The organism is Nocardiopsis alba DSM 43377, from assembly GCF_000341225.1.
GTDB classification, from domain to species: Bacteria; Actinomycetota; Actinomycetes; order Streptosporangiales; family Streptosporangiaceae; genus Nocardiopsis; species Nocardiopsis alba.
On sequence record NZ_ANAC01000005.1, the window covers coordinates 86,885 to 101,002 of the forward strand.

The 14,118-nt window shown below is 70.9% G+C and carries 12 protein-coding genes; 6 read left to right on the forward strand and 6 right to left on the reverse strand.

Annotated features, from left to right (window positions below; genetic code table 11):
• Nucleotides 1-52: 52 nt before the first annotated feature.
• The 3 genes from D451_RS0104065 to D451_RS0104075 all read left to right on the forward strand — a co-directional run bounded on the left by D451_RS0104065 (nt 53) and on the right by D451_RS0104075 (nt 3,144).
• Nucleotides 53-1,405 carry a phosphomannomutase/phosphoglucomutase gene (locus D451_RS0104065; protein ID WP_014910935.1) on the forward strand — a complete coding sequence of 451 codons (1,353 nt, stop codon included), beginning with the start codon at nt 53-55 and terminating at the stop codon, nt 1,403-1,405.
• 40 nt (nt 1,406-1,445) lie between these two features.
• Nucleotides 1,446-1,622: a Trm112 family protein gene (locus tag D451_RS27195; RefSeq protein WP_014911237.1), complete on the forward strand. Its 177-nt coding sequence runs from the start codon at nt 1,446-1,448 to the stop codon at nt 1,620-1,622.
• 193 nt (nt 1,623-1,815) lie between these two features.
• Nucleotides 1,816-3,144 (forward strand): protein kinase domain-containing protein, encoded by a 1,329-nt coding sequence (locus D451_RS0104075; protein WP_014910894.1) that lies wholly within the window; start codon nt 1,816-1,818, stop codon nt 3,142-3,144.
• A gap of 24 nt (nt 3,145-3,168) precedes the next feature.
• On the opposite strand, the gene D451_RS0104080 is transcribed toward D451_RS0104075, so the two are convergent.
• Together D451_RS0104080 and D451_RS0104085 are read right to left on the reverse strand one after the other, a co-directional pair.
• A complete protein-coding gene (locus D451_RS0104080; RefSeq protein WP_017533512.1) occupies nt 3,169-4,308 on the reverse strand; it encodes a hypothetical protein in 1,140 nt (379 codons plus the stop codon).
• Nucleotides 4,309-4,431: 123 nt separating this feature from the next.
• Nucleotides 4,432-4,875: a helix-turn-helix domain-containing protein gene (locus D451_RS0104085; protein WP_014912113.1), complete on the reverse strand. Its 444-nt coding sequence runs from the start codon at nt 4,873-4,875 to the stop codon at nt 4,432-4,434.
• Between the two features lie 130 nt (nt 4,876-5,005).
• Here D451_RS0104085 and ahcY (D451_RS0104090) point away from each other — a divergent pair, with 130 nt between their 5' ends.
• A complete protein-coding gene (ahcY, locus tag D451_RS0104090; RefSeq protein ID WP_014911909.1) occupies nt 5,006-6,442 on the forward strand; it encodes an adenosylhomocysteinase in 1,437 nt (478 codons plus the stop codon).
• A gap of 19 nt (nt 6,443-6,461) precedes the next feature.
• Nucleotides 6,462-7,724, forward strand: a complete 1,263-nt coding sequence (gene ahcY, locus D451_RS0104095; protein ID WP_014908260.1) for an adenosylhomocysteinase — start codon at nt 6,462-6,464, stop codon at nt 7,722-7,724.
• 10 nt (nt 7,725-7,734) lie between these two features.
• Here ahcY (D451_RS0104095) and D451_RS0104100 read toward each other — a convergent pair whose 3' ends face one another.
• Nucleotides 7,735-8,643: an RDD family protein gene (locus D451_RS0104100; RefSeq protein ID WP_014909656.1), complete on the reverse strand. Its 909-nt coding sequence runs from the start codon at nt 8,641-8,643 to the stop codon at nt 7,735-7,737.
• A 117-nt stretch (nt 8,644-8,760) separates the two neighbouring features.
• Between D451_RS0104100 and D451_RS0104105 the strand changes: the two genes are divergently transcribed.
• Nucleotides 8,761-9,753, forward strand: a complete 993-nt coding sequence (locus tag D451_RS0104105; RefSeq protein ID WP_014911288.1) for a stage II sporulation protein M — start codon at nt 8,761-8,763, stop codon at nt 9,751-9,753.
• On the opposite strand, the gene D451_RS0104110 is transcribed toward D451_RS0104105, so the two are convergent.
• The 3 genes from D451_RS0104110 to D451_RS0104120 are packed head-to-tail and all read right to left on the reverse strand — an operon-like array spanning nt 9,750 to nt 14,094.
• Entirely contained in the window at nt 9,750-11,753 is a 2,004-nt protein-coding gene (locus D451_RS0104110; protein ID WP_017533513.1) for a tetratricopeptide repeat protein, read from the reverse strand. The two genes, D451_RS0104105 and D451_RS0104110, sit on opposite strands and share 4 nt — an antisense overlap.
• Nucleotides 11,754-11,812: 59 nt before the next feature.
• Nucleotides 11,813-13,111 carry a DUF58 domain-containing protein gene (locus D451_RS0104115; RefSeq protein WP_017533514.1) on the reverse strand — a complete coding sequence of 433 codons (1,299 nt, stop codon included), beginning with the start codon at nt 13,109-13,111 and terminating at the stop codon, nt 11,813-11,815.
• Nucleotides 13,111-14,094, reverse strand: a complete 984-nt coding sequence (locus D451_RS0104120) for an AAA family ATPase (protein WP_017533515.1) — start codon at nt 14,092-14,094, stop codon at nt 13,111-13,113. The genes D451_RS0104115 and D451_RS0104120 overlap by 1 nt, the downstream gene beginning before the upstream one ends.
• Nucleotides 14,095-14,118: the final 24 nt, after the last annotated feature.

A 14,118-nucleotide genomic window follows, 5' to 3' on the forward strand; every position in this document is an offset into this window, starting at 1 on the left:
CCTTCGGGCGCTGGACCGAACTCGTGGCAGAACCGACCTGGCCGGAGCAGACGTGGCTGACCTCGGAAGCATCTTCAAGGCATACGACGTGCGAGGTGTGATTCCGGACACTCTCGACGTCGATATCGCGCGAGCGATCGGAGCGGCCTTCGCCCGCGTGGTCGAAGGCCCTGCCGTGGTGGTCGCCCACGACATGCGACCCTCCTCTCCCGATCTCTCCCACGCCTTCGCCGACGGGGTCACCTCCCAGGGCGTCGACGTGGTGTTCGCCGGGCTCGGCTCCACCGACCTGCTCTACTACGGCTCGGGCGCCCTCGACCTTCCGGGCGCGATGTTCACCGCCAGCCACAACCCCGCCGAGTACAACGGCATCAAGATGTGCCGGGCCGGCGCGGCGCCGATCAGCGCGGAGACCGGTCTGGACGAGATCCGCCGCCTCGCCGAGCAGGGTGTGCCCGAGTACGACGGCCCCCGGGGCACGGTGACGGAGAAGGACCTGCTGTCCGACTACGCCGACTACCTGCGCGGCCTGGTCGACCTGTCCGGTTCCCGTCCGCTGAAGGTCGTGGTGGACGCCGGTAACGGCATGGGCGGGTACACCGTCCCGGCCGTTCTGGAACAGGGGCTGCCGCTGGAGATCGTGCCCCTCTACTTCGAACTCGACGGCACCTTCCCCAACCACCCGGCCAACCCCCTGGACCCGGACAACCTGGTCGACCTCCAGGCGAAGGTCCGCGAGACCGGTGCCGACGTCGGCCTGGCCTTCGACGGGGACGCCGACCGCTGCTTCGTCATCGACGAGCGCGGCGAACCGGTCTCGCCCTCGGCGGTCACCGCTCTGGTGGCCTCCGAGGAGCTGAAGCGCGAGCCGGGCTCCATCATCATCCACAACCTCATCACCTCGGCGGCGGTGCCCGAGATCGTCGCCGAGCGCGGCGGCCGGCCCGTCCGCACCCGCGTCGGTCACTCCTACATCAAGGCGACCATGGCCGAGACCGGTGCGATCTTCGGTGGTGAGCACTCCGCCCACTACTACTTCCGGGACTTCTGGCGGGCCGACACGGGTATGCTCGCGGCGATGCACGTCCTGCGTGTCCTGGGGGCGGGCGACCGCCCGCTCTCGCGGATCACGGAGGAGTACTCCCGCTACGCGGCCTCGGGCGAGATCAACTCCAAGGTCGCCGACGCCCCCGGCCGTATGGCGGCGGTACGCTCGGCGTTCGCCGAACGTGACGGTGTCACCGTCGACGAACTCGACGGCCTCAGCGTCACCCTGCCCGGCGGGGCCTGGTTCAACCTGCGAGCCTCCAACACCGAGCCGCTGTTGAGGCTCAACGTGGAGGCCGCCGACGACGACGAGGTGGCGCGCCTTCGCGACGAGGTCCTGGACATCGTCCGCGCCTGACCCCGCCTCACACGAGGCCATCACACGAGGAACGAGAACCATGAGCACGAAGATCGACGGCTGGCTGCTGGAGATCCTGGCCTGCCCGCAGAGCCAGGCCCCGCTGCGTCACGACCCCGAGACGGACGAGCTGGTCTGCGACGAGAGCGGCCTGGCCTACCCGATTCGGGACGGTATTCCGGTCCTGCTCGTCGACGAGGCGCGCAAGATCTCCTAGAGGGCGACGGGTCGGGACCGAAAAGGTCGGGTCCGGAATGGAACGTTCCTTCGGTTCCGACAGTCATAGGGGGTACGTCGGCGCGGGCGGAGCCCTCAGTGGGCTCCGGTCGCCCGCGCGTGGCGTGATCGACGTTGCCTGCCCGTACTCTGGTCTTGCCCCCAGCCCGTGACGACCTCCCAGGAGGACACCGATGCCCGGTCCCGAATCGCTACTGCCGAGCGACCCCTCATCGTTCGGTGAATACAGCGTGACCGGACGTCTGGGGAAGGGCGGCCAGGGTGTCGTCTACCTCGCCGAGGACGCCGATGGGGAGGAGTACGCGGTCAAGGTCCTCAACGACCAGTGGTCGCAGGACTCCGATCTGCGCAAGAGGTTCGAGAAGGAGGTCCGGGCCGCCCAGCGGGTCGCCTCCTTCTGCACGGCGGCGATCATCGACGCCCGGCTCGACGGTGATCCGCCCTACGTGGTCAGCGAGTTCGTGCCGGGCAAGGACCTACAGGAGGCCGTCGCCAAGGGCAAGCAGGTGCGCGGGGCGGCGCTCCAGCGGTTGGCCGTGTCCACGGCGACCGCGCTCGTGGCGATCCACAAGGCCGGCATCGTCCACCGTGACTTCAAGCCCGGCAACGTACTGCTCGGTCCGGACGGGCCCCGGGTCATCGACTTCGGTATCGCCCGGGTCGACGACGGCACCGCCACCATGACCAATTCGATCGTCGGTACGCCCTCCTACATGGCCCCCGAGCAGATCGAGGGGCGTGGGATCACCGACAAGTGCGACATCTTCGCGTGGGGTTGCGTGATCGCGTTCGCCTCCACGGGGCGGGCGCCGTTCGGATCCGACACCGTTCCGGCCGTGGTGCACCGCGTGGTCAGCGCTCCGCCGGACCTGGAGGGCATCGACGAGGCCCTGCGCCCCATCGTCGAGTCCTGCCTGGACAAGGACCCGGCCCGGCGTCCGAACGCCCAGCGGCTGCTCATGCGGCTGCTCGGCCACGACTCCGAGGACGCCGACACCGCGGACGCCTTCCGGCAGGGTGAACAGGTCGCCCAGACCGGTCTGTTGAACGGCGCGCGGTTGCCGCAGGTCCAGTATCCGCAGACCGGTGGACACCCCGGTATGGGCTATCCGCCGGGGGTCTCCGACCCGAGGGCGGGCCAGAACCCCGCGATCTCCAACCCGACCCCGGGCCTGGGCGCCCCGGGCATGTCGGACCCGCGCCCCGGGCAGATGGGGCACCCCATGAGCTCGGATCCCCGTCAGGGCGGGTACGCGGGGCACCCGGGCATGTCCGACCCGCGCCCCGGGATGCCCGCCTACCGACACCGGCCGCAGATGCCGCAGCACGGCGGGAACCCGATGACGACCGGGGCCGTGCGCCCCGACCAGACCTTCCAGGGCGGCTATCCGCAGCAGCGGGGGAAGGACTCGGTGCTCCAGCAGAGCTGGGTGATCCCGCTCGTGCTCATGACCATCGTCATCCTCATGCTGCTCCTGCTCATCCTGGCTCTCAGCGGCTGATCGGGGCGTCCACGCGTCCGGTGGTCAGACCCGTGTGAGCTCGTCCACCGCGCGGGAGATCGCCTCGTCCACCAACTCGCGGATCCGGGGCCACCTGTCGTCTGCGGAGTCGCTCGGCAACACGGTGACACTGTCGCCGCCGGAGGTCTCCCACGCCCGCCGGGTACCGTCGGGCATGGTCAGGTGCGTGTCGGCGGTCACCGCCAGCACACCCGAGGGCGGGTCCCCCACCTCCTGCACGATCACGTAGAGGTTCAGGATCGCCCCTTCCGTCACCAGTTCCATGCGGGTCCACCACTGGGCGGCCCCGTGGGTGAGCGGTCTGCGGGGCGGGGGGACGGCGTCGCGATCCGTGTCCTTCTCACCGTCCTCGGAGGAGACGGCGGCCCGGGCGGCGGGGTCCAGCGCGCGCAGGAGGAGTTCGACCGGGGCGCTCCGGGAACGGACGTGTTCCATGACACGTCGGCGGGTCGCGACGGCCAAGGGCGGTACACGGCCACCCGTCATGGGGAGGTTCCCCGGGCTCCAACCGATCTCCCGACGCAGTGCCTCGATCACCAGACGGGCGAAGTGCGCGACCAGCGCGGCGAAGTGCTCCTCCGGATCCTCTCCCTTGCGGAACACCGGTGGGGGAGTGCGCGGATCCAGCAGCAGGGGCGGGTGGTCGGCGCGCTGAAGGACCCGGGAGGCCAGGGCCCACGGCAGCGCGTGGAGAGCCTCGCCCTCGCTCTCGGATCCGTCGAGTTCGTTCATGAGCCGGACACATTCGGCGTAGGCGTGGGCGGCGCGGACCACCGGGTGGGCGGTGATCCCCGCGGCCTCGGCGAGGGCCAGGGTGTGTTCGCTGGTCAAGGGGGCGCCGGACGTGCGCGGAGAGGGCGGGAGTCCCGCGGCCCGTCCTGCCAGGGTCGCCACGTAAGGGCCGGTCAGAGGCGGTTCGGCCCCCGCCGGGGCGGCCAGCAGCAGTTCCGCGAGCTCGGGGCCGCCGCCCCATTCCTGGACCCGGTCGTGGGTGAGGGCGCGTCTGGCGGCGGTGCGCTCCGTCAGGGGGTTGCGCTGGAGACGTCTGGCCCAGATCTCCCTGAGGCGGTCGACGTCCGTGAGTTCTGCGCGCACGCGGTCCGGGAGGGCCTCCGGGACAGGGGCGACGAGTCGGCTGTTCACGTGTGTTCACGTAGCCCGTCGACGGTTTGCCAAAACATGCCGAACGGTTGGTCTGGGGCCTCTGTGAAGGAGGTATTCCCAGGGGGCCAACGGGTTTTTCGAGACTGCTGATGCGTACGTGACCTATGGGGTTTTCGGGACGTTCGAAGCGCTCGGCGGTACGGGACGCCTGGTGCGGAGGAGGCGCATCGCCTTCTCCTTCTCGAAGTCCAGAGCCCGGGTGGGAGCGGCGGTGAGACGGCCCAGACGTTCCCCGTGCGCGCGTACCCGTGCCAGCACCTCGGGTTCGGCCAGAACGCGCAGAGCGAAGGAGAGGGCGGCCGGAGGGATGTCGAACTCGCGCTCCAGCTCCAGCCCGACCTCTATGGTCCGCAGATCCTCCTCGGTGAAACGGCGGTGCCGATGGCCGCGCCCGGTCGGCGGGTCCTGGGTACGGGGGAGCAGACCGAGAGCCTCCCGATAACGGAGCATCCGGGCCGTTCCGCCGACCCGTTCGGCGGCCGCCGAGATCGGCACCGGGGCGGATTCGGTGCCGGAAGCGGTGAAGACGTCGTCGCGGGCGGCCATGCGTGTGACTGTAACCCACCCGGACGGTCGCACGGGATCAATCTGACGCCCTGTTGTCAAGTTTGTGACCGGCGCCGGGGCACGGGCCTAGAATCAAGGTCGCCACCACGACTTGACGAGTGAGGAACGCATGGCATTCGACTTCAAGGTCGCCGATCTCTCCCTGGCCGAGTTCGGCCGCGACGAGATCCGCCTCGCCGAGCACGAGATGCCCGGTCTCATGGCCACCCGCGCCGAGTACGGGGACAGCAAGCCCCTCAAGGGCGCCCGCATCATGGGCTCGCTGCACATGACCGTGCAGACCGCCGTCCTCATCGAGACCCTCGTCGCCCTGGGCGCCGAGGTCCGCTGGGTGAGCTGCAACATCTTCTCCACCCAGGACCACGCGGCCGCCGCCGTCGTCGTCGGCCCCGACGGCACCGTGGACGACCCCAAGGGCGTCCCGGTCTTCGCCTGGAAGGGCGAGACGCTGGAGGAGTACTGGTGGTGCACCGAGCAGGCGCTGACCTGGCCGGGTGCCGAGGGTCCCAACATGATCCTGGACGACGGCGGCGACGCCACGATGCTCGTCCACAAGGGCGCCGAGTACGAGAAGGCCGGCGTGGTCCCGGACCCCGCGACCGCCGACAGCGAGGAGTTCTCGGTCGTCCTCACGCTTCTCCAGGAGAGCCTGAAGAAGGACGCCCGCAAGTGGACGACCATCGCCGAGGGCATCATGGGCGTCACCGAGGAGACCACCACCGGTGTGCTCCGTCTGTACGAGATGCAGCGTGACGGCGTCCTGTCCTTCCCCGCGATCAACGTCAACGACTCCGTCACCAAGAGCAAGTTCGACAACAAGTACGGCATCCGCCACTCGCTGCCGGACGGCATCATGCGCGCCACCGACGTCCTCATCGGCGGCAAGGTCGCCGTGGTCTGCGGTTACGGCGACGTCGGCAAGGGCTCGGCCGAGGCGCTGCGCGGCCAGGGCGCCCGCGTCATCGTCACCGAGATCGACCCGATCAACGCCCTCCAGGCGGCCATGGACGGCTTCCAGGTCGCCACCCTGGAGGACGTGCTGGAGACCGGTGACATCTTCATCACCACCACCGGCAACTTCAACGTGATCATGGCCGACCAGATCGCGCGCATGAAGCACCAGGCGATCGTCGGCAACGTCGGTCACTTCGACAACGAGATCGACATGGCCGGCCTGGCGAAGATCCCCGGTATCTCCAAGAAGGAGATCAAGCCGCAGGTCCACGAGTGGACCTTCGAGGACGGCAAGTCCGTCCTGGTGCTCTCCGAGGGCCGTCTGCTCAACCTGGGCAACGCCACCGGTCACCCGAGCTTCGTGATGTCCAACAGCTTCACCAACCAGGTCATCGCGCAGATCGAGCTGTTCACCAAGACCGACGCGTACCCGACCGGCGTCTACACGCTGCCCAAGCTCCTCGACGAGAAGGTCGCCCGTCTGCACCTGGACGCGCTCGGCGTCAAGCTGACCCGCCTCACCAAGGAGCAGGCCGCCTACATCGGCGTGGACGTGAGCGGTCCCTACAAGCCGGACCACTACCGCTACTGAGAGGCGAGTTCCTCCGGAGATGACACTCCCCTCACACGAGGTGGCGGACCTCGGCCTCAGCGGGGCCGGGGTCCGCCGTGTGGCCTGGGCCGAACGCTCCATGCCGGCGCTGCGCAGCGTCCGTGAACGTTTCGCGGCCGAACGCCCCCTGGCCGGTCTGCGCCTGGCGGCCTGCCTGCACGTGACCGCCGAGACGGCGAACCTGCTCCGCGTCCTGCGCGCCGGGGGCGCCGAGGTCTGGCTGGCCGCCTCCAACCCGTTGTCCACCCAGGACGACACGGCGGCCGCCCTGGTCGCCGAGTACGGTGTGGCGGTGCACGCCTGGGCCGGTATGGACACCGCCGCCTATGACCGCAACCTGGTCACCGTCCTGGAGTCCCGCCCCCATCTGCTCCTGGACGACGGCTGCGATCTGGTCAACACGGCGCACAGCCACCGGCCCGACCTGTTGGAGGGCGTCCTGGGCGGTTGTGAACAGACCACCACCGGTGTGATCAGGCTGCGCCGGATGAGCGCCGAGGGGGAGCTGCGACTTCCGATGGTCGCGGTCAACGACACCCGTACCAAGCGGATGTTCGACAACCGCTACGGCACAGGGCAGTCCACGGTGGACGGGGTGCTGCGCGCCACCAACACGCTGCTGGCCGGACGCACGGTGGTGGTGGCCGGTTACGGCTACTGCGGCCGAGGCCTGGCCGAACGCTTCCGCGGCATGGGCGCGAACGTGTTCGTCACCGAGGTCGATCCGGTCAAGGCCCTGGACGCCGTCATGCAGGGGTACACGGTCACCACCATGGACGTCGCGGCCCACCTCGGCGACGTGTTCGTCACCGCCACCGGGAATCGCGACGTGGTCCGTCGAGAGCACCTGGAGTCGATGCGCGATGGGGCGATCCTCGCCAACTCCGGCCACTTCGACCTGGAGATCGACCTCAACGCCCTCGACTCCCTCGCGGTCTCGGTCGACCGGGGGGTGCGCGAACAGGCCGACGAGTACGTGTTCGCCGACGGCCGTCGCATCCTCCTGCTGTCCGAAGGGCGTCTGGTCAACCTGGGCGCCGCGGAGGGACACCCCGCCGCCGTCATGGACCTGTCCTTCGCGGTCCAGGCCTTGACCACCGAGTGGCTGGCCCGGACGCACACCGACCTTTCACCGGGCGTCGTCGAGGTGCCCGAGGAGATCGACCACGAGGTCGCCCGCCTGGAACTGGCCGCTCTGGGGGTCGGCATCGACACGCTCACCCCGGAGCAGGAGTCCTACCTGAACTCCTGGCGTCCCTGACCTCGGGGGATCATCGGCCGTAGGGCGGCGGGGGCGGGGTAGGGCCGCCGGGGCCCTGAGGCCCGCCCTGGTACGCCGACCACGGGCCCGGGGCGTGCGGGGCGCCCTCCCACGGGGAACGCGGGGCCGAGGCGCCGCGCAACGACTCCAGACTGCGCCGACGCCGCTCCGCCAGCACGGCGGCCAGGAAGACCGGAGGCGTGGTTCCGGGAGGCGGCGGCGGGCTCACCTGAGAGGCGACCGAGTCGGCCAACCGGGAACCCATCTCGTGGCGGGTGTGCTCGGCGAGCTCCCCATAGCGCATCACGTACTGGCGGGCGGCGTTGGCGGTCTCCGGGGCCAGACGCGACAGTTCCGCCGCCGCGGCCCAGGCCGCCATCTGCGGCGGCATGGGGATCTCCACGTCCCGGCGGCTTCCGGTGCGCTCCTCCACCACCATCGTCCCGGCCACGAAGTCGCCGACCCGACGGCCGTTCGGGTTGATCATCGAGGTGAGCAGGGCGATCAGACCGGAGGACGCCCAGATCTCCACGGAGGCGGAGAGGGCGCGGCCCAGGGCCTGCCGGAAGCGCACGGGCGAACCGTCGGTGCCGACCACACGCAGTCCCAACGCCATCTTGCCCAGGGTCCGGCCACGCGAGATCGTCTCGAACGCGGTCGGATAACCGACGATGATGAGGACGGGCAGCGCCAGACCGAGGGCGGCGGTCGCCGCCGTGTCCAGGGACGTACCGACCCACATCATCACGACCATCACCATGATGATCATGACGATCTGGAGGATGCCGTCGATGGCCATGGCCGCGATACGGGTGACGAACCCGGCCGGACGCAGCTCCAGGACGACCGCGTCCCCGGTGACCAACGGCGTCGTGCCGTACACGTCGTCTCCGGTCGCGCCGCCGCCGGGGTAGGACACCAGTACACACTCCCTCGCCGGGTGTTCTGTCACGTTCCCCCCGACATTACCCGGCGTCGGCGGGCCGTGTTCGCATCGCCCGCGAAGCTCCGATGACGATCCAGTAGTGTCCGATACGTGGATATCGACGTGTTCGCGGCGGCTCACGCGCGAGAGTGGCAACGGCTGGACGAACTGGTGCGCGGGCGCCGTTCGCTCTCAGGTGAGGAGATCGACGAACTCGTCGAGCTCTACCAGCGGGTCTCCACGCACCTGTCGGTCGTGCGCAGCTCGGGACAGGACCCGGTACTGGCCGGGCGACTGTCCTCTTCGGTGGCCCGTGCCCGTTCGGCGGTGACCGGTTCGCACTCCTCCGGATGGGCCGACGTCGGCTCCTTCTTCACCCGGGTCTTCCCAGGCATCCTCTACCGTCTGCGCTGGTGGTGGCTGGGCGTCAGCGCGGGCACGGTGCTGGTCGCCACCGCCGTCGGCGTGTGGATCGCGAACGACCCCGAGGCCCTCGCCGCGCTCGGTACCCCCGAGGACATCGCCCGGTACGTCGAGTACGAGTTCGCCAACTACTACGTCGAGACACCGCCCGCGTCGTTCGCCGCTCAGGTGTGGACCAACAACGCCTGGGTGTCCGCGCAGGCGATCATCTTCGGGGTGTTCCTCGGTCTGCCGACCCTCTGGGTACTGCTGGTCAACGCGATCGGCATCGGATCGGCCGGGGGCATGATGTTCGCGCTGGGGCGCGGCGACGTGTTCTTCGCGCTGATCCTCCCGCACGGTCTGCTGGAGCTCACCGCGGTGTTCGTGGCCGGAGGCGTGGGGTTGAGGATCGGCTGGTCCATCATCTCCCCGGGGGATCGGACCCGTATGCGCGCCTTGGGCGAGGAGGCCCGGGCCGCGATCGCGGTGGCCCTGGGGCTGGTGGTGGTCCTGTTCATTTCCGGGCTCATCGAGGGCCTGGTGACCGGCTGGATCACCAACACCTGGGCCGCCATCGGTATCGGCGTGGTCGCCGAGGTGCTGTTCTTCCTCTACGTGTTCACCGTCGGCCGGAAGGCCTACGAGGAGGGTGAGACCGGCGACATCGCCGACGCCCCCGCGGCCGTCCCCGTGGCCTAGCCGGAGGCCCCCGATCCGCGGAACTCCCTTCCGGGGTCGACGAAGGACTCGCTCATCCGGTCGCGGGCCAGACGGGTCTGAGGATGATCGGGGCCCAGGATCCGTGCCCGCCCCTCCATGACCCGGTGGAAGATCTCCCTCGCCCGAGGACGGTGCTCGCGTCGCAACGCCACCAGGCCGCGTTTGTAGTCCGCGTTCAGGGTGAGGAGCTCCTCGTCCCCGAGAAGCCGCAGACGGACCTCGTGGACCCGGTCGAACAGGCGCTCCGCCGTGTCCAGGTCGTCCAGCCGCAGCGCCGCGTACCCGAGGGCGTCCATCGAGGCCAGGGTCTCCTCGGCCTCGGCCCCCTGTTCGCGCAGCCGCGCCTCCAACACCCTCTCGTGCAGGGCGAGCGCCTTCCTCCACTCCCCGCGCGCCCCCGCCACCAGGGCGATCTGGTGACGCGTGTCCAGCGTGCGCGGATGGTCCGCGCCGAGCACCCGCTCCCGGTCCGCGAGCAGCGCCAGGTAGCCCCGCTCGGCCTCCTCGACACGGTCCTGGAAGAGCAGACTCTCGGCGAGCAGGTGCCGGGAATGGAGGGTGAGCGGATGGTCGGCGCCGAACGCCCCCTCGGCGGTGCGCAGAGCGGCCGTCGCGGTCCGTTCGGCGTCCTCGAAACGTCCTAGGCGCAGACGTGCGCGGGCGGCCCCCAGCCCCACCCGGACCCGGAAGCCGGAGCCGAGCGCCGGCGCTCGGCCGGCCAGGGACGCCAGCGAGGTGAGGGCGTCCAGCTCGAACCACGGGTCCCGTTCGCCCTGCTCCTCCAAGAGCCGCTCCACCTCCGACACCAAGGGGGCGTCGTTCTCGCCCAGGCCCGCGCGCACCGTCTCCGAGATCAGGGGGTGCAGGAGCAGCGAGGTCCGCTCGTCCGTGCGTTCGACCCCGACCAGCCCGTGGACCACGAGCGCGTCGACGGCGCGGGCGAAGGAGGCGTCGGACATCCCGCACCTCGGGACCCGCCACAGGGGCACGGCCCGCCCCCGGGCCCCGAGCAACGACAACGCGCGCAGGAGCGGGACCGCCCGGGGGTGGCGCTCGCCGACCAGACGCAGGGACAGCTCCCAGACACCCGAGAGCAGCCGGCGTTCGTCGACCGGTCCGGGGGAGAGGGGCCCGGCCAGTTCGTCGATGCCGGCGATGTTCTCGTCCAAGTGCTCCAGCAGGGAACGAGCGTCGGGGAAGAGCACACCGTGGGTGGCCAGGACGCGCCCCGCGAGGGCGAGGGCCAGTGGGACCCCGCCGAGCCGCTCGGCCAGCGCGTCGGCCCCCGACAGCTCCGGGACCCTCGCGTGCTCGGTCAGGGCGGCGCTCGCGTCCTCGCCGGTCAGCGGGCCGACCCGGAGCATCTCGGCGGGCGCCCACAGGCCGGCGTCGTCCAGCCTGCTGGTGACCAGGACGAACCCCTTCGGGCTCGAACGCATCCAGCCGAGCCGCTCACCCGGGCGATGGTCGGGGGCCGGTTCCTCCGGTCGGTCGGCGTCGTCGACCACCAGCAGCCAAGGGGTGGGGGACCGGTCGAGGTGCCGCCACACCCAGCGTGTCGCCGCCTTCGGTGCCGCCTTGAGACGGTCGATCTCCTCGGGGGCGGCGGCCAGCTCCACGGCGATCTCCAGCATGCTCGGCGTGATCGCGTCCGCGCGTACCCAGAACACGGTCCGCCCCCGCGCACGGGCGTGCTCGGCCAGGGCCGCGGCCACGGTGGTCTTTCCGAACCCGCCGGGTCCGGTCAGCACGTGCGGGATCGAGGACCCCCGCTCCATCGCCTGACAGAGCCTCGACAGCAGGTCGGAGCGTCCGCGGACGGAGGTCGCGAGGCGGGGCGGATCCAGGGACACGTCCACGATCGGCGAGGTGTCGCGAGGCAGGTGCACTGTCACCCCGCCGTGGATGTCACGTGCCTGGACCAGCACCCCGTACAGGTCGCCGTGCGCGGTGTTGTGGGCTTCGGGGGGAGAGGCCATACGCCCATGATGCACGAGGGGCGCCCTCCCCGTCGGAAGAGCGCCCCTCGGGAGAGCGCCTACAGGCGGCCCTGGGCCTTGAGGTCGATGTAGGCGTCGGCCAGCGCCGGAGCGATCCGCTCGGGGTCGGCGTCGACCACCTCGGCCCCCGCCCGGCGCAACTCCGCGGTGATCCGGTGCCGCTCGCTCAGGGTGCGTTCGGCCGAGGCCGCCCGGTAGAGGGCGTCGGCGTCCCCGCGTTCGGCGGCCATCTCCGCCACCTTCGGGTCCCGTACCGCCGCCACCAGGAGCAGGTGGCGCGAGGACAACAGGGGAAGCCTCGGCAACAGCCCCTCCTCCAAGGCGGCCGCGTTGAGGTCGGTCAGCAGCACCACCAGTCGACGGCTGCGGCCCTGGGTCATCACGGAGCCGACCATCCCGGCCGGATCGGACTCCACCAGGGCGGCCTCCAACGGCGCCATGGCCTCCACGACACGGTGCACCTGACTGCCCTTGCCCGAGGCCTTCACCCGGGCCCGGACGGCACGGTCGTAGGCCATGAAGTCGACCCGGTCGCCCGCCTTGCCCGCCAGCGCGGTCAGCAGCAGCGCGGCGTCCATGGAGTGGTCCAGGCGCGGGGTGTCTCCGACCCGCCCCGCCGAGGTCCGGCCGGTGTCCAGCACGATGAGGACGCGCCGATCCCGTTCGGGGCGCCAGGTCCGCACCACCACCCCGTCGTCCCGGGCGGTGGCGCGCCAGTCGATCGAACGCACGTCGTCGCCGGGCACGTAGTCGCGCAACGAGTCGAACTCGCTGCCCTGGCCCCGCACCATCGCGGTGTGGCGGCCCTCCAGCTCGCGCAGCCGGGACAGTTTGCCCGGAAGGTGCCTGCGGCTGTGGAAGGGCGGGAGCGTCCGCACCGTCCAGGGGGCCTGGAGCGTCCGCTGCCGTCCGGCCACGCCCAAGGGGCCGACGCTGCGCACCGTCACTCCGGCGGAGCGCGCGTCACCACGCCGGGAGGGTGTGAGCGTGGTCGTCACCCGTCGACGCTCGCCGGGGCCCACCAGCAGCTCACGAGAGCGCGGCGAGGCGTGCGAGCTCGGCGGCCAGGCGTCGCGTACCGAACCGCGCAGCCGGCGCCCCGTCGGGTTGGCGATCAGGACCGACACCGACGCGGAATCGCCCGAACGCACGGAGGTGTCGCCCTCCCGGGACAGGACCAGCCGCGCCGGGGAGGTCGCCGCCAGCACGTCCACCACGACGATCAGCACCACCAGGGACACGGCGATGGCGGTGACCGTGGAGCCGATCTGGCCGGAGATCGCCACCGCCACCGTCGCCAGGAGCGTGAGCAGGGCCGCCCGGCCGGTGACCACCATCAGCGCGGCACCGGGACGGAGGCGAGCACGCCGTCCAGGATCCCGTCCGTGGTGGCCCCCTCCAGTTCGGCCTCGGGACGCAGCCCGATCCGGTGCCGCAGGGTGCCCTTGGCCAGGGCCTTGACGTCGTCGGGGGTCACGTAGTCGCGGCCCGAGAGCCACGCCCACGCGCGGCTGGTCCGCAACAGCGCGGTGGCACCACGCGGCGAGGCGCCCAGCTGCAGGGACGGGGAGAAACGGGTGGCCCGGCACAGGTCCACGATGTAGCCGAGGACCTCCGGGGCCACACGGACCCGGGCGGCCGCCTCACGGGCGGCGCGCAGCTCGGCGGCGCCGGCCACGGCGGTCACCCCGGCCGCGGCCAGGTCACCGGGGTCGAAGCCCGCGGCGTGCCGCCCCAGCATGTCGATCTCGGCGGCGCGTTCGGGCAGCGGGATCGTCACCTTGAGCAGGAAACGGTCCAACTGGGCCTCGGGCAGCGGATAGGTGCCCTCGTACTCGACCGGGTTCTGGGTGGCGGCCACCATGAACGGGTCGGGGAGCGCCATCGGGTTGCCCTCGACGGTGACCTGCCGCTCCTCCATGGCCTCCAGCAGGGAGGCCTGGGTCTTGGGAGGGGTCCGGTTGATCTCGTCGGCCAACAGCAGGTTGGTGAAGACCGGGCCCTTCATGAACTCGAACTTCGCCGTGTGCTGGTCGTAGACGAGCGAACCCGTCACGTCGCCCGGCATGAGGTCGGGGGTGAACTGGACCCGCTTGTGGTCCAGGGACAGGGCCGCGGAGACCGTGCGCACGAGCAGGGTCTTGGCGACACCGGGCACACCCTCCAGCAGGATGTGGCCACGGCACAGCAGTGCCACGACCAGCCCGGTCACCGTCTCGTCCTGGCCCACGACCGCCTTGGCCACCTCGCGGCGCAGGGCGTTCAGGGCCGCCCGTGCCTCTTCGGCGGAGGGCGATGCCTCGGGTGTGAAGGCGCTCACGTGCCGTCTACCTCTCTGATCCCT

Coding starts and splice junctions, on each gene's coding strand:
- D451_RS0104110 (WP_017533513.1), bottom strand. CDS start 11,753: ATGGCCTCTCCCCCCGAAGCCCACAACACCGCGCACGGCGACCTGTAC.
- ahcY (WP_014908260.1), top strand. CDS start 6,462: ATGACACTCCCCTCACACGAGGTGGCGGACCTCGGCCTCAGCGGGGCC.
- D451_RS0104075 (WP_014910894.1), top strand. CDS start 1,816: ATGCCCGGTCCCGAATCGCTACTGCCGAGCGACCCCTCATCGTTCGGT.
- D451_RS0104115 (WP_017533514.1), bottom strand. CDS start 13,111: ATGGTGGTCACCGGCCGGGCGGCCCTGCTCACGCTCCTGGCGACGGTG.
- D451_RS0104085 (WP_014912113.1), bottom strand. CDS start 4,875: ATGGCCGCCCGCGACGACGTCTTCACCGCTTCCGGCACCGAATCCGCC.
- ahcY (WP_014911909.1), top strand. CDS start 5,006: ATGGCATTCGACTTCAAGGTCGCCGATCTCTCCCTGGCCGAGTTCGGC.
- D451_RS27195 (WP_014911237.1), top strand. CDS start 1,446: ATGAGCACGAAGATCGACGGCTGGCTGCTGGAGATCCTGGCCTGCCCG.